The organism is Mucilaginibacter sp. (genome assembly GCF_041660805.1).
In the GTDB taxonomy this organism is placed as follows: domain Bacteria; phylum Bacteroidota; class Bacteroidia; order Sphingobacteriales; family Sphingobacteriaceae; genus Mucilaginibacter.
Window position 1 is genome coordinate 16052 of sequence record NZ_JBAZVP010000002.1, and the last position, 14432, is coordinate 30483.

Sequence of the window (14432 nt, forward strand, 5' to 3'; positions counted from 1 at the left end):
GTGTAAATGACATATTATTTAATAATGTTAAATGCTTTTTTTATTGCAGAAAAATATTAAATTTAACTACCAATTATAAACATTTGTTAGTTATACAGCGATATTTTATGCAAAAGTGTATATGGCTTACCGCCATACTATGCTATATTGTTTTGTCATCATCCGCGCAGCACTTTGTAATTAACAGCGCCCGTAAGAATGTAAATATCCCGTTTAAACTGGTTAGGAACATGGTGGTTATTAAACTACATATTAATGACAAGGGGCCGTATAATTTTATATTAGATACCGGAGTAGGCATTATGATAATTACCGAGCCCAAGCTGGTAGATTCAATTGTTATTCCGAATAAGCGCACCATCAAATTAAGCGGCCTTGCCGAAGGTGAAGATTATGAAGCTTTAGTTACCGCGCCGTTAGATATACAAATTCCGGGCGTAAATAGCGAAGGCGTTGGTGCCGCTATTTTGAAGCAGGATTATTTCAACCTTTCGGGATATGTTGGGATGCCCATACACGGGCTGTTAGGTTACGATTTTTTTAGTGAATTGGCCGTAAAAATAAATTTTGAAGACAGCACCATAACTGTTTGTAAACCCCATGATTTATCCAAGCTGCGTAAAATGCATAAAGTGCCTATTAGCATAGAAGAGAAGAAGCCCTATCTGGAAACGACCATAACATATCCGGGGGGTAAAAAAATAAAAAATAAACTGGTGATAGATATTGGTGCCGGTCACCCATTATCGCTTGAAAACCTGATAACCAAGAACGGATTGCCTTCTAAATTCATTGCGGCTAATTTGGGAGTAGCACTAAACGGCCCAATAACAGGATTTATTAGCCGGATGCAAGAGGTAGATATTGGCAAGTACAAAATTAAGAATGTCATCACCTCTTTCCCTGATATTGATTACGCTAAAAGGCAATTCTCTATTCAGCGTGATGGTAATATGGGCATTGGCATTTTAAAACGGTTTCATGTAATATTTGATTATAGCAATAGCACCATGTATTTAAAATCAAACAGGTTCTTTAAAAACCCTTATGAATTTGATATGAGCGGCATGGAATACTTTGCCGGAGGTGAAAACTATCAGCATCTTATTATCAGCAGGGTATCTCCGGGTTCTCCGGCTGCCGATATTGGTTTGGAAAAAGATGATGAAATTGTATCCATCAACCTAAAGCCGGTTTCGCAAATGGGAATTGAGGAGGTAGATGGTATTTTAAAATCAAAAGATGAACGCGCCCTGTTGCTGGAAATATATCATGATAAAAAATATGATAAGGTTATTCTGACATTAAAGCGCCGTATATAACACATTCTGTGTTTATGTAATTTGTAACAAACCTATTGCGTTTTCTATAATAGGTTATTATTGCATATTTTTATCCTTTACTAATTTAATTTTAACTATTAATTACATCCAATGAATACATCCTTACGGGTAAGTACTTACTTGCGCGTTGCAGTTGTTACACTTGCGGCTTTAGCAAGCTCATGCGCCACCAAAAAACAAGCAACCCAAACCGTTACCTTAAAAACAACTAACACGCCGGGTGGCTCAATCGCTGTTGCGACAGTTGGCCCCGTTAAAAAAGAAGGCATAAAAAAATTCAGCGACCTGGTAGGAAAAGTAAAAGGCGATAACGGCCTTTTTAATACCTATAAAGTTGATGGCAAATATTATTTTGAAATTCCCGACAGCTTGCTTGAGCGCGAAATGCTGGTGGTAACCCGTTTTGTAAAAACGCCTGCAGGTTTAAAATCTTTTGGCCAGCAATACGGTGGCGAAGAAGTTAACGAACAGGTATGGAAATGGCAGCGTCATGATAAGCAAATATTCATTCGCGTGCCAAGTTATTCTGTAAGGGCCGATAGTACAAGTGAGATGTATCAGTCTGTAAAAAATTCAAATTTGGATGCAGTATTGGCCTCATTTGATATCAAAGCATACAATAAAGATACAACAGGTGTTTTAGTTGATGTTACCGACATGTATAATGGCGATGTTGCTGCTATTAGCTTGCCTGATAATATTAAAAAATTATATAAAGTAACAGCTTTAGATAATACCCGGTCATACATTGATACAATTAAAAGCTTCCCTATCAATATTGAAACCCGTACATTAAAAACATTCCGCTCGGTAGAGTCGCCAACAGATAATACGAACGGTGCCTTAACTTTTGAGTTGAATACCTCCATGTTATTATTGCCAAAAACACCAATGAAAGCGCGCTTAATGGACGCGCGCGTTGGCTTTTTTGGCCAGGGACAAACAGACTATGGTACCGATGCCCAAAAAGCTGAAGTTACCGCCTACATTCACCGGTGGAAACTGGAGCCTAAAGATGAAGCTGCCTACACCCGTGGCGAATTGGTTGAACCTAAAAAGCAAATTGTTTATTACATAGATCCGGCCACGCCTAAAAAATGGGCGCCATACCTTATTGCGGGTATTAATGACTGGAACAAGGCATTTGAGGCTGCTGGATTTAAAAATGCTATTGTAGGTAAAGCTGCGCCAACAGCAACTGAAGACCCTGAATTTAGTACGGAAGATGCACGTTACAGTGTGGTAAGATATTTTGCATCTGATGTGCAAAACGCCTATGGCCCACATATATCCGACCCACGTACAGGCGAGATACTAGAAAGCCATGTAGGCTGGTATCATAACGTAATGAGCCTGCTGCACAACTGGTTTTTTATACAAACCGCTGCCGTTAACCCTAACGTGCGCACGGCAAAGTTTAGTGACAAGCAAATGGGCGAACTGATCCGCTTTGTATCATCACATGAAATTGGCCATACACTTGGCCTGCCGCACAATTTTGGTTCAAGCTACGCTTACCCGGTTGATTCATTACGCTCTAAAACATTTACCGATAAGCATGGTACAGCACCATCTATTATGGATTATGCACGTTTTAACTACATTGCCCAGCCGGGCGATGGGGTAACGCACCTGTATCCGCAAATTGGCGAGTATGACCTGTGGGCAGTTAAATGGGGCTATAGCTACTTCCCGGGCAATAAATCGCCTAAGCAGGAAAAAGAAGCTTTAGATGCCTGGACCAAGCAAAAAGCAGGTAACCCTCTTTATTACTATGGCCGCCAGGGTACATCTATTGACCCACGCTTGCAGAACGAGGATTTGGGGGATAACGCCATGAAAGCAAGTACTTATGGCATTGCCAACCTGAAAAGGATACTACCCAACATTGAAACGTGGAGCTTTCAGAAGGGTGAAAGTTTTGGCGACGTACAAACCCTGTATAACGAAGTTATTGGCCAGTACAATCGCTACATTGGCCATGTTACCATGAATATTGGCGGCATGAACGAGAACTTTAAAACATATGACCAAACCGGCCCGGTTTATAGTTTTGTAAACAAAAGCCTACAGCATGATGCGGTTGATTTTTTAAATAAACAAGTTTTTACAACCCCATATTGGCTCATCAATTATAATGAGCTAAGCAAATTTGATAACGGGATAGTAATTAACCGTATTAAAGCGGTACAGGTTAATGCTTTAACAAATGTTATTAACGCATCAAGAATGGCCCGCATGTTTGATAACGAATCAAAGAATGGCGCGAAGGCTTACACTGTAGCAGAATTGTTTACTGACCTGCGTGGAGGGGTATTTGGCACCGGCAAGCCAGACCAGTTTAAACGCAACCTGCAACGTGGTTATATTGATAACCTAAAAGCCATGCTAAATGAGGATGCAAGCAGGAGTTTCCCGGGTGCAACCTTAATACAGTTAGCTAATATGGGTTTTACTCCTATCAATATTGCTTTATCTGACATTCGCCCTATGGTACGTGCCGAGCTGAGCAAAATTAGTACGGCCCTGCCAAAAGGCGGTGATGCTTTAACTGCAGCACATTATGCCGATTTGCGTTTGCGTATAAAGGAGGCATTAAACCCAACAAGGCCTGTTGTGAATGTTGGCGCCGGTACACCAGGGCGCTTAACTGATGATGACAATCAGGACCGCGAAATAAATTACTAATGCAGCTATTATAAACACATAAAGCCTCCTGATAAGAGGCTTTATGTGTTTATAATATAACGATGTGTCTTTTACTTTAACTGGCTGATATTTTCAAAAAAAGCGGTTTGCAGATCAAGCAAGGTTTTTACGTTAACCTTTTCGCCATACATATCAAAACACAAGAATTTTGATTTCTCCGGATCACTCTTGAAGCGTTCAAAAAAGTTAAAAGTTTCAAAAAAGTAGTGCCTTGTGGTTACATTACTTTTACCATTTGTTTGTGACGCATTAAGCCGGAAACCAATCGCATCAGTCCAGCGATGTACTTTAGCGTATAGAGAGGTGCCGATGTTATCCATAGGTTAATGTTTAATATAGTATAACGAAAAATATTAACAAAAGGTTTTGCATTCTACTATAAAGAATTTCCAGACAGAAGCAAACAATTAGCATTGGAGGGACCTCTCTCCCTTTTTTTAATTATAATAATAATGTACTTTCCATTTGAATTAATAATTGTAACTAATTAGGTGCGTCAACGTAAAAGCATTTACTTACTTATATAACCAATATATAACCACATGATTAAACTTAGACATTCATTGCCGTTTTTACTGCTATGCACTTTAGCCGTTTCTTCGTGTTCCAAAACGGGCTCCCCTGGTCCGCAAGGGATACAGGGAGAAAAAGGAGATAAAGGTGATGCCGGCGCTACCGGCGCTACTGGTGCTACCGGTAGCCAGGGTCCGCAGGGCGCTACCGGTGCAACCGGCGCCACGGGTGCAACCGGGGCCACTGGTGCAACTGGCCCGGCAGGAGCTACCGGCGCCACGGGGGCCACAGGTGCTGCGGGAGCAGACGGTGCTACTGGCGCAACGGGTGCAACCGGCGCTGCAGGAGCAGACGGTGCATCTGCCAACGTCCAAACATTTTTATTTACCAATAAAAGCGTTGTGTTAACTGGTTTTAATACATTTAATGTGCCTGCTATAACACAGGACATTGTTAACCAGGGAGTGGTTTTGGTGTATGTTCGCTCAACCGGCAGCACAACTGGTTTTTATGCGTTACCCTATGTTGAGAACGACCGTAGTATAAGCTTGTCATCATACGGGGTGGGTTACATCAACATAAAAACGAATTTTAACGGAGCCGGGTTAGATTTTAAGGTAGTAGTAATTACCGGTACATCATTCACAAACCTGTCAACAACGCATCCGGGATTAAACCTTAAAAATTACAGCGAGGTTGCCTCGGCCCTGCACCTGTCTAATTAGCATTTGCAGCAAACATCTACAAGCATTTTATAAAAAGTGCGCCCCGTAAAGCAGGGCGCACTTTTTATATGTAACAATCGCAGTGCTTTATCTATTATAATATGTAACAATAATATGATTATTAAATATTTAAAATTTATAAAGTGAACATTTGCATAATATATACGTGTACTACGATATTACTAAAGCGAATACCCTTAAAATAACCATGAAATATCTATTTTTACTCTTAACGATTGTATCTTTTAACGTACTTACAACAAATGCGCAAACACGTGTTGTACAGGGTTCTGTATTGGATTCAACAAAGCTATCTCTGCCCGGCAGTAATATTAAACTTACATCCGAAAAAGGGGATAGTACTGTAGCCATAGCCGATGTAAACGGCAAGTTTACTTTCCCGGCAGTTAAAGGCACCAAAATAAACCTGGCAATTACTTCTATAGGTTTCCAGGCAATAATTAAACATTTTACTTTAGATAACGGGACCGCCCCTGTTGTGCTTGCCCCATTCATCCTTAAATCAGATACAAGGCAGCTGGCACAGGTTACTATTGTTGGAGTAAACCCGGTAGTGTTTAAAGAAGATACCGTTCAATACAGTGTTGCTGCTTATAAAGTGCGCGAAAATGCACCTATTGAAGATGTATTGAAAAAAATTCCCGGCGTTGATGTAGCTAAGGATGGTACCGTATCATCACAAGGCAAGCAAATAACCAAGGTTAGGGTTAATGGTAAAGACTTTTTTGGCGGCGATGTACAAAGCGCGACAAAGAACCTGCCCGCAGACGTAATTGAAAGCGTACAGATTGTTGACGATTATGGCGACCAGGCCAACTTAACAGGTGTAAAAACCGGCGAACCTAATAAAATATTAAACTTTACTATCCGTAAGGATAAGAACTACGGTTACTTTGGCCAGGCCACAGGCGGCGATGGTTCTGATGCTTTACCCAAAAACCCGGGAGTTACTAATGATAACCGCTATGTGGGTTTGCTAAACTTTTTCAAGTTTAAAGGAGACCAGCAAGTTTCTGTTTTAGGAAGCATTAACAATACCAATGTTAATACCTTCAGCTTTGGCTCGGCAACGGGTGGTGCTGCCGGCGGCGGTGGTTTTGGCGGCGGTGGCGGCGGCGGCGGCGGTGGCCGTGGTAACGCGTTGCGTGGCGGCTCTACAGGTTCTACTACCAATGCAAACGGTATTACCAATGCACATTCTATAGGTTTAAACTTTAGAGATCAATGGGGTAAAACCCTATCAGTATATGGTAGCTACAGCTTTAGCGATAACACTACCTTCACTAATTCTACAACCCTGCAAACCAACAACTTTACAACGCCAAGTACAAGTAACCAAATTAGCCAGGAAACAAATAACCCGGTAAACCATCGTTTTAATTTTAACGTAGAGTGGAAACCGGATACCCTAAACTATTTAAAGGTTACACCTACGTTTACCTATAATGGTACAGACGTAAGCAGCTTTGATAATGTTGCATCAACAAGAGGCAGTGTTACAAACCTGGCGTATACATCAAATTCAATAAGTAACTCAACCGCCCCTAATTACGGCGTAACCGGTTTTTATAACCATAAATTTAAAGGGACAAGAAGAAACATACAGTTTGGTTTTAATGCAAGCACCAACAAAAATAACCAATATGATAACCCCATTTATGATTATACCGTTGGTGTACCAACAGCGCCTATTAACCAGGTAATATTTACAGATAGCCGTACAAATGCCTATGGCCTAAACGTATCTTACCTTGAGCCAATTGGTAAGGTTTCTTTCCTTGAATTAAGATATGATCTGAGCCATTCTTACACATCAAGTAACAAGGAAACAGATACCTTATATACAGCAAACCCGGACAGGTATCACCAATATGACCTTTTAAGCAATAACTATAATTATACATTTACTACCAACCGGTTTGCGTTAAACTATAAAATTATTGAAAAGAAATACAACGTTACGGTAGGTGTTGGCGCACAGCCGGCACAGCTTAATGGCACAAACGTAAAGAACAACGTTTCAACAAGTATATCAACCTTTAATATTATACCTACTGCATCATTTAATTATAATTTCTCCAGAAGCCAGGCCTTCCGCTTAAATTATAACGGAAGCAGTAATCAGCCGGCCTTTAATCAATTACAGCCGGTTATTGACTTTTCAAACGCGTTATATCCTGTACAGGGTAACCCAGATCTAAAACCTGAGTTTACCAACAATTTGTCTTTACAATACAATGCGTTTAGTTTCCAAACGGGTAACATATTTTTAATACGCGGACAGTTCACACAAACCGATAACAAGATAGTTCAAAATACTATTACTTATCCAACCAGGTTTTCTCAGGCTGCTTTAGCTGCCGACCCATCGTTAGTTAATTTGCAAAATACCAACTTAACCAAGTATTTAAACTCAAGTGGTTATTATACTGTTACCGGTAACATCCTTTACTCTAAGCCCTGGTCTGAACGTAAATACACAGTTATTTTTGGCAGTAATGTTGGTTACACAAACAATATTGGTTTTTCACAGAGTATTGATAGCAATAATGTTGCTTCGACTGTTGATAAAAATATTGCTAAAACATTCACATTTGCTCCTCAATTACGTTTCAGAATGAATGTTACCGATATCATTGATGCGGAGTTAAACACAAGTTACGCCATTAACAAAACGGTTAATTCATTAAACACTGCTCTTTTAAATCAGAATACAAATATCCGTGCCCTTAATTTAGGTGTAAACGGTAAAAACTATATCTGGAAAGATTGGACATTGAGTTACGATTACACTAAAACATTTAACTACGGTTATGCAAGCACCATCCCTATTAAAAACCCTAACATTTTTAATGCTTATATCGAACGCAGGTTCTTAAAAGACCATAGGGGTACATTACGCCTTGCGGCATATGACTTATTTAATGAAAATACAGGGTTTTCAACAACTACCAATGGCAGCATTGTTACACAAACAAATGTTAACAGACTTGGTCGTTATGCATTGTTAACCTTTACGCTGCGCCTGCAAAAATTCTCAGGTAAATCTCCAACAGCTGAACCTGGCAGAGGATTTAGAAGCGGCCCGGGTGGCGGTGGTGATCGCGGACCTGGTGGTGGCGGCGATCGCGGACCGGGTGGCGGCGGTTTCGGCGGCGGCCCAATGTAATTGCACTAAAAAAGAAAAGCCCCTCTTAACAAAGAGGGGCTTTTTTATGAATGAATATTTTTAATTGTTTATAAATACAGTATTGATAACACGCTCCAGTTCTTCCAAATCAAATGGCTTGGCCAGGTAAGTTTCTGCCCCGGCGTGGTCTGCCAGTAATTGGATATCGCTATTGGCAGAAAAATATACAACAGGTATATTCTTTAGCTCTCCATCCTTCTTTAACGTTTGTGTGGCAATGATGCCGCCGGCATCCGGGATCCAGTTATCCATCAGTATAATATCAGGACATACCCCTGAGACTTTTTCAAGAATATTGTTGCAATCTGTAAAAGTATGTACCTCCCACCCTTGCTCTTCTAAAATATAACGGCAGATGGATAAGATATCTTCATCATCATCAAAAATAATGATTCTTTTTACTTTGTTATTCATTGATTGTAGAAGAGTGAAACTAGAAATAAGTTTTAAGAAAAGCAAATATTTTAATTAGCATTTAATTAACATTTTTGGGCAAGCAGCATGAAGAGCAGTTTACAGTTAGCCCCTTTGAGAATTTAACCGGTAGCCTTCAATTATATGATGCATTGCATTTTTAAACCTCTTACCAAAAGGCTTTTCTATGTATTCGGTTATTAAATAGGCCAATATAATAACTAAAGGCACTGCAATAAATATTGCTGCAAACCAGTAAGGCAAATGGAAATGATTTTCCATATAGCCTATCAATCCCCTAAATACAAAGTTGTGTATCAAATATAAAGCAAATGATATACGCCCTAAGAACAGGGCCGGTTTAGATATTATAAACTTTAATTTATTGTTAATAAAGAATACAAACATCATAAAGTAGAATACCAGCATGCAGGCGTATTGCATAAAGGTGATATGAGCAGGGTTGGAACCGGTAAATTTGAATATTATAGTTTGCGTTAAAAGGCAAAAGATCACAACCAGATAACCGGTTGGTTTTTCAATGGTATCAGTAACAATTTTATAGAATATTATGCCGCCCAGGAATAAAGCAAAATGGTTCATTAATGGAAAGTAGCCGGTGTAATTGGGCAGAATGCCCTGGTTGATAAGTATATAATTTATAATTATAAGACCATTTATAATACAACCAATTAGTACAATATGCCTTAACAATTTAAGGTGGTACAAGGCAAGAATAAGCAGGTAAAAGAGCATCTCAATGATCATGGTCCAATAAGGTACATCAATATCCTTTATGTTAAAATAATACTGAAACATTGTTAAGTTAACCAGGTAGTCGGCAAAGCTAACTTCGCGGGCGTGGTTCATATTAAAGTGTACCATTTTAAGTAATACTATTACCCCGAAAGTAAATGTGACACTGGCCCAGTAAGTAGGATAAAGCCTTGCCACCCGGTTAATTACAAATTCGCTGCCCGAAGCAACTTTGTTAATACTCATAAATATTACAAAACCGCTTATCAGAAAAAACAAGTCCACGCCTGTTACGCCTAAAGTAAAAAATTCCGGCGCATTTTTACCCTCGGTATAATGGAATAGCATTACAAACACAGCGGCAAAGCCCCTTAACGCATCAAGTTCAAGGTATCGTTTGCGTGGGGTTTTATCGGCTTTGGTTATCATCCTGCCCAGCCTTCCCTGTCAAGGCTTCTAAAGTGAATGGCTTCTGCCAGATGTTCCAGTTGTATCTCATCGCTTCCTGCAAGATCGGCAATGGTGCGCGATACTTTCAGGATGCGGTCATATGCGCGTGCGGAGAGGCCCAGCTTTTCCATTGCCTTTTTCAGCAGGTTTTGCCCGGCCGCGCTTATCTTGCAAATTTCCCTTACCATCTGCGGACTCATTTGCGCATTGGCATGCAAATCGGGCTTATTGCCAAATCGCTCCGCTTGTTTATCACGCGCTTTTATTACGCGTTCGCGGATAAACTCGCTTTTCTCGGCCAATCGCTCTGATGATAACTCTGTAAAGTTAACCGGGGTTACCTCCACATGTAGGTCAATCCTGTCTAACAAAGGCCCGGATATTTTGCTCAGGTATTTTTGTACTGTTCCCGGCGGGCATATACAATCTTTCTCGGGGTGGTTATAATATCCGCAAGGGCAAGGGTTCATGCTGGCTACCAGCATAAAGCTGCTGGGATAATCAACCGTAAACTTGGCGCGCGATATGGTTACCCGGCGTTCTTCCAACGGCTGGCGCATTACTTCTAATGCGCTTCGTTTAAATTCAGGCAGTTCATCTAAAAACAAAACACCATTATGGGCCAGCGAAATTTCGCCCGGCTGTGGGTTGCTGCCGCCACCAACCAGGGCTACATCTGATATAGTATGATGCGGTGAGCGGAACGGCCTTGTGGTTACCAAAGCATCTGCAGTTGATAATTTACCGGCTACAGAATGGATCTTGGTGGTCTCTAACGATTCATATAGGCTTAACGGGGGCAAAATAGATGGCAGCCTGCGTGCCAGCATGGTTTTACCCGCTCCCGGTGGCCCTATCAGTATTACGTTATGGCCACCAGCGGCGGCAATCTCTAAAGCACGTTTAATATTTTCCTGCCCGCGTACTTCGCTAAAGTCGCTGTCATAAGCGGTAAGGCTGTTATAGAACTCATCGCGTGTGTCAACAACTTCCTGTACCAGTTGGGCTGTGCCGTTAAAAAAATCGGCCACCTGCTTAATATTATCTACCCCGTAAACTTCCAGATCATTTACAATAGCAGCTTCGCGGGCATTTTGCTTGGGCAGGATAAAACCTTTATATTTTTCTTTACGTGCCTGTATGGCTATTGGCAATGCGCCTTTAATGGGCTGCAGGCCTCCGTCAAGCGACAGTTCGCCCATGATGAGGTACTTGTCCAGGTTTTCGGTTTCTATTTGGCCAGAGGCTGCTAAAACGCCGGTAGCAATGGTAAGATCATAGGCCGAGCCTTCCTTCTTAATATCGGCAGGGGCCATGTTTACTACCACCTGCTGGCGGGGCATGCGGTAACCGCAATTTTTAAGTGCCGATTCAATTCGGAAGTAGCTTTCTTTAATGGCGACATCGGGCAGGCCTACCACAAAGTACTTGGTACCCGGGGCAATATTCACTTCAACTGTTATGGTAATAGCCTCAATACCATAAACCGCACTTCCAAAGGTTTTAACTAACACATGTAAGGTTTTATACAGCGAAAGATATAGATTTTATTTGAGGATGGGTTTGTAAAAGCGTTTTGGTTGACATTAATGTCATTGCGGGGTTGTGGTGCGGTGATAACACCGACCACAGGCTGAAGTGTTTTGGTTAACATTATTACCGCGCCTTTGCTACCGCAAGCGTCCCGCTTGTGGCTTTAGGACAGTAACATTTAGACAAAACAGATATTTTTTAAATCAAGCGTATCAATTTTTCAGGGCGGTTACTAAGCATTGGTCCATAAGCGGGACGCTTGCGGTAGCGGGGGGCTATCTTTTATGATATCATTGCGCTTACCATATCTGCATTTAATTAAAGCCCACTCAAAGGCTTAAACTATCAGAGCAACAGGCTTTAAAAATCACTTAAAGTTGCTCATCTTGGCTATTTCTGATCTTAACTATCAATGCTTATTAAAGTAATATAATAACAATATTAAGCCGGGATGTAACAATTCTTAAAAACAGATACTAACTGGTTAAAGGCAATATCAATAGCGTGATAAATAAGGAAGCAGTATTTATGCAAGTGATAGAAGAGCACAAGGGGATGCTCTTTCGGGTTTGCCGCATTTATCAGGATGATAACGCCGACCGTGATGACCTGATGCAGGAGATAATCCTGCAATTATGGTTGGTTTTTGAATCATTTAAAGGCAACAGTAAAATTGGCACATGGATCTATCGCGTGGCCCTAAATACCGCGATAACTTACTTTAAAAAGCAAAAACGCCGCAATGATACCGAGCTTTTAACCGAGATGGCGTATAACCTGCCCGACCATTCTTTACATGCCGAGAAAGAGGAGCAGCTTGCCCTGTTTTATGCGGCATTAAAACATCTCAATAAAATTGAAAAGGCTTTGATATTCCTTTATATGGAAAGCCAACCCTATAACGAGATAGCCCTAAATCTGGGCATATCTGAGGTTAATGTAAGGGTGAGGTTAACCCGTATCAAAAACAAATTAAAAGAGATCATTAAAAATATAAGTTATGAACATAGATGATTTAAAAGACACCTGGAAAAATGATGATACTTCATTTAAGTACTCACCATTAGATGCCGCTTTACAAAGAAAAACGTCGTCGGCGATATCAAAAGTGCGTAACAACATGAAAACCGAGTTCATTACCACGCTATTTTCGTATGTAATTTTGTTTTGGTTTTTATTTAGCAAGCCAAAAGCTATGTTGTTTTTAAACGTTACGTGCATTACATTATGCGCGCTGGTAATTCTTAACTGCTTTTATTTTTTTAAATTTTATATGTTTTACCGGGGTGCAAACAAGTATGACCAAAGCGTTAAGGAAGGCATAGGTAAAATAGTATACGAACTTGAATTAAACACCGAGTTATACAAAACCTATAATGTGTGTATTACACCTTTAACCATCATTGTTGCTTTGGGAATAATATGGGATGGGCAAGCAACCGGATATATTTATAAATTACTCACAAACAGCATCTCTGCTATAAATATGTCAATGATTATACTGGTGATGCTCATCTCTTTTATAGCAAGTTATTTTTTTATAGGCCTGCATGTTAAACGTAGCTACCAAAAACACCTGGATGAACTAAAATCGGTTTTAAAACAAATTACTGGCAACTGAATATTCTCAATACAAAAAAGCGCTCTTGGTAGGGGGCGCCTCTGCATTGATTTTTGGGATGTTAAAATAGGTAGATGATATTAATATTACTGCTTAAAATACAATTGCATAAAGGTTACAATACTGCTGCTTTCGTATGATTGCATTACCTTTGCTACCACAAGCATCCCGCTTGTGGCTTTAGGACAGTAACATTATAGCTACCGGGATAAATCAAATATTGTTCTGGTAGAAGACAGTTTATCAAAGGAAATTTCAAAATTATTTTTTGGGAATAAGATTATTTTAAAGAAAAAAGTTATCCCGTCAGATATAAAAGTATTTTATCCCGGCAATAAAGAAGCAGATACATCAATTCGATACCTTAAAATTAAGAGCCTGATAATAAATAACCATAAAGCAGGTTTGAAATTGAAATTGCCTAACGTTAACGAGATCCTCATTTTTGCTTTAAAAAGAATAAGGGCAATTGGGAGATACAATACTTTAATACCATTGTTCATTAGCTATAAAAGCTACTGTTATTCTGAACGGTGATGATATTATCGCTCTTAAACAAAAACAAAAAAGGAGATAACCACCGGTTATCTCCTTTTTTCTAATATTATTATATATCCGCTATATTATAAAGCACAGGCTGCAGGCAAACACCACGTTCACCAATAGCAGAAACGAAAACATATTCATATTGCGCTTGCTTACTGTTGCCAGTTGCATATTAATGTTTTTTAGCCAGCGGTTATTTAACAGTATAAAATGGCTCAGCAGTAAAAAGAATACGGCCCCGCACATAATAGCCAGGTAAGAGAACGCGTTAAGCGATACCCACTGCGCTTTTATCATTAATTTGGTAAACAACATTGCATTTGCCAGTAATACCACCAGCAGAAAGCTCACATTGAACATTGATTTAAACTGAGGTAAGCTCTTACCCTGACCGAAATTTTTGAAGCTCCACCTGTACACCTGTACATAAATGGATTGATAGGTCTTTAACATAGCAATGTGTTTTAGTAAAACAATCAGTTATTTATATTAATTACGTAAATCTGGTTGTTTAGTTTCATTAAACCAAATTTAATTTTGATTAATTGAAAAATAGCAACATTATAGTTTAGACTGATGGGTCGGGATAAGGTTTAACGCCCCCTTTATAA

Annotated in this window: 11 protein-coding genes; 6 read left to right on the top strand and 5 right to left on the bottom strand. The window is 39.9% G+C overall.

Annotated elements, in window-relative coordinates:
• The first annotated feature begins 107 nt into the window (after nt 1–107).
• Nucleotides 108–1322, top strand: a complete 1215-nt coding sequence (locus WC743_RS03040) for an aspartyl protease family protein (protein WP_373010297.1) — start codon at nt 108–110, stop codon at nt 1320–1322.
• A gap of 111 nt (nt 1323–1433) precedes the next feature.
• A complete protein-coding gene (locus WC743_RS03045) occupies nt 1434–4031 on the top strand; it encodes a zinc-dependent metalloprotease (RefSeq protein ID WP_373010299.1) in 2598 nt (865 codons plus the stop codon).
• Nucleotides 4032–4102: 71 nt separating this feature from the next.
• Here WC743_RS03045 and WC743_RS03050 read toward each other — a convergent pair whose 3' ends face one another.
• Complete coding sequence (locus WC743_RS03050) at nt 4103–4372, bottom strand: hypothetical protein (RefSeq protein WP_373010300.1); 270 nt, start codon at nt 4370–4372, stop codon at nt 4103–4105.
• A 222-nt stretch (nt 4373–4594) separates the two neighbouring features.
• On the opposite strand from WC743_RS03050, the gene WC743_RS03055 reads away from it, so the two are divergent.
• Together WC743_RS03055 and WC743_RS03060 are read left to right on the top strand one after the other, a co-directional pair.
• On the top strand, nt 4595–5290 hold the full coding sequence (locus WC743_RS03055) for a hypothetical protein (protein WP_373010301.1): 696 nt from the start codon (nt 4595–4597) through the stop codon (nt 5288–5290).
• A gap of 208 nt (nt 5291–5498) precedes the next feature.
• Nucleotides 5499–8480, top strand: a complete 2982-nt coding sequence (locus WC743_RS03060) for an outer membrane beta-barrel protein (protein ID WP_373010302.1) — start codon at nt 5499–5501, stop codon at nt 8478–8480.
• A gap of 60 nt (nt 8481–8540) precedes the next feature.
• Here the strand turns inward: WC743_RS03060 and WC743_RS03065 are convergent, their stop codons facing one another.
• From WC743_RS03065 to WC743_RS03075, 3 genes are all read right to left on the bottom strand, one after another.
• Nucleotides 8541–8915 (bottom strand): response regulator, encoded by a 375-nt coding sequence (locus WC743_RS03065; protein WP_373010303.1) that lies wholly within the window; start codon nt 8913–8915, stop codon nt 8541–8543.
• A 105-nt stretch (nt 8916–9020) separates the two neighbouring features.
• Nucleotides 9021–10100, bottom strand: coding sequence for an acyltransferase family protein (locus tag WC743_RS03070; RefSeq protein WP_373010304.1), 1080 nt, complete (start codon nt 10098–10100; stop codon nt 9021–9023).
• Nucleotides 10097–11635: a YifB family Mg chelatase-like AAA ATPase gene (locus WC743_RS03075; protein WP_373010305.1), complete on the bottom strand. Its 1539-nt coding sequence runs from the start codon at nt 11633–11635 to the stop codon at nt 10097–10099. The genes WC743_RS03070 and WC743_RS03075 overlap by 4 nt, the downstream gene beginning before the upstream one ends.
• 547 nt (nt 11636–12182) lie before the next feature.
• Between WC743_RS03075 and WC743_RS03080 the strand changes: the two genes are divergently transcribed.
• Together WC743_RS03080 and WC743_RS03085 are read left to right on the top strand one after the other, a co-directional pair.
• The gene (locus WC743_RS03080) at nt 12183–12668 is read left to right on the top strand and encodes an RNA polymerase sigma factor (RefSeq protein WP_373010306.1); all 486 of its coding nucleotides are present in this window, start codon (nt 12183–12185) and stop codon (nt 12666–12668) included.
• Nucleotides 12655–13275 carry a hypothetical protein gene (locus WC743_RS03085; protein WP_373010307.1) on the top strand — a complete coding sequence of 207 codons (621 nt, stop codon included), beginning with the start codon at nt 12655–12657 and terminating at the stop codon, nt 13273–13275. Before WC743_RS03080 ends, WC743_RS03085 begins: the two co-directional genes overlap by 14 nt.
• 618 nt (nt 13276–13893) lie before the next feature.
• Here WC743_RS03085 and WC743_RS03090 read toward each other — a convergent pair.
• A complete protein-coding gene (locus WC743_RS03090) occupies nt 13894–14274 on the bottom strand; it encodes a hypothetical protein (protein WP_373010308.1) in 381 nt (126 codons plus the stop codon).
• Nucleotides 14275–14432 lie beyond the last annotated feature (158 nt).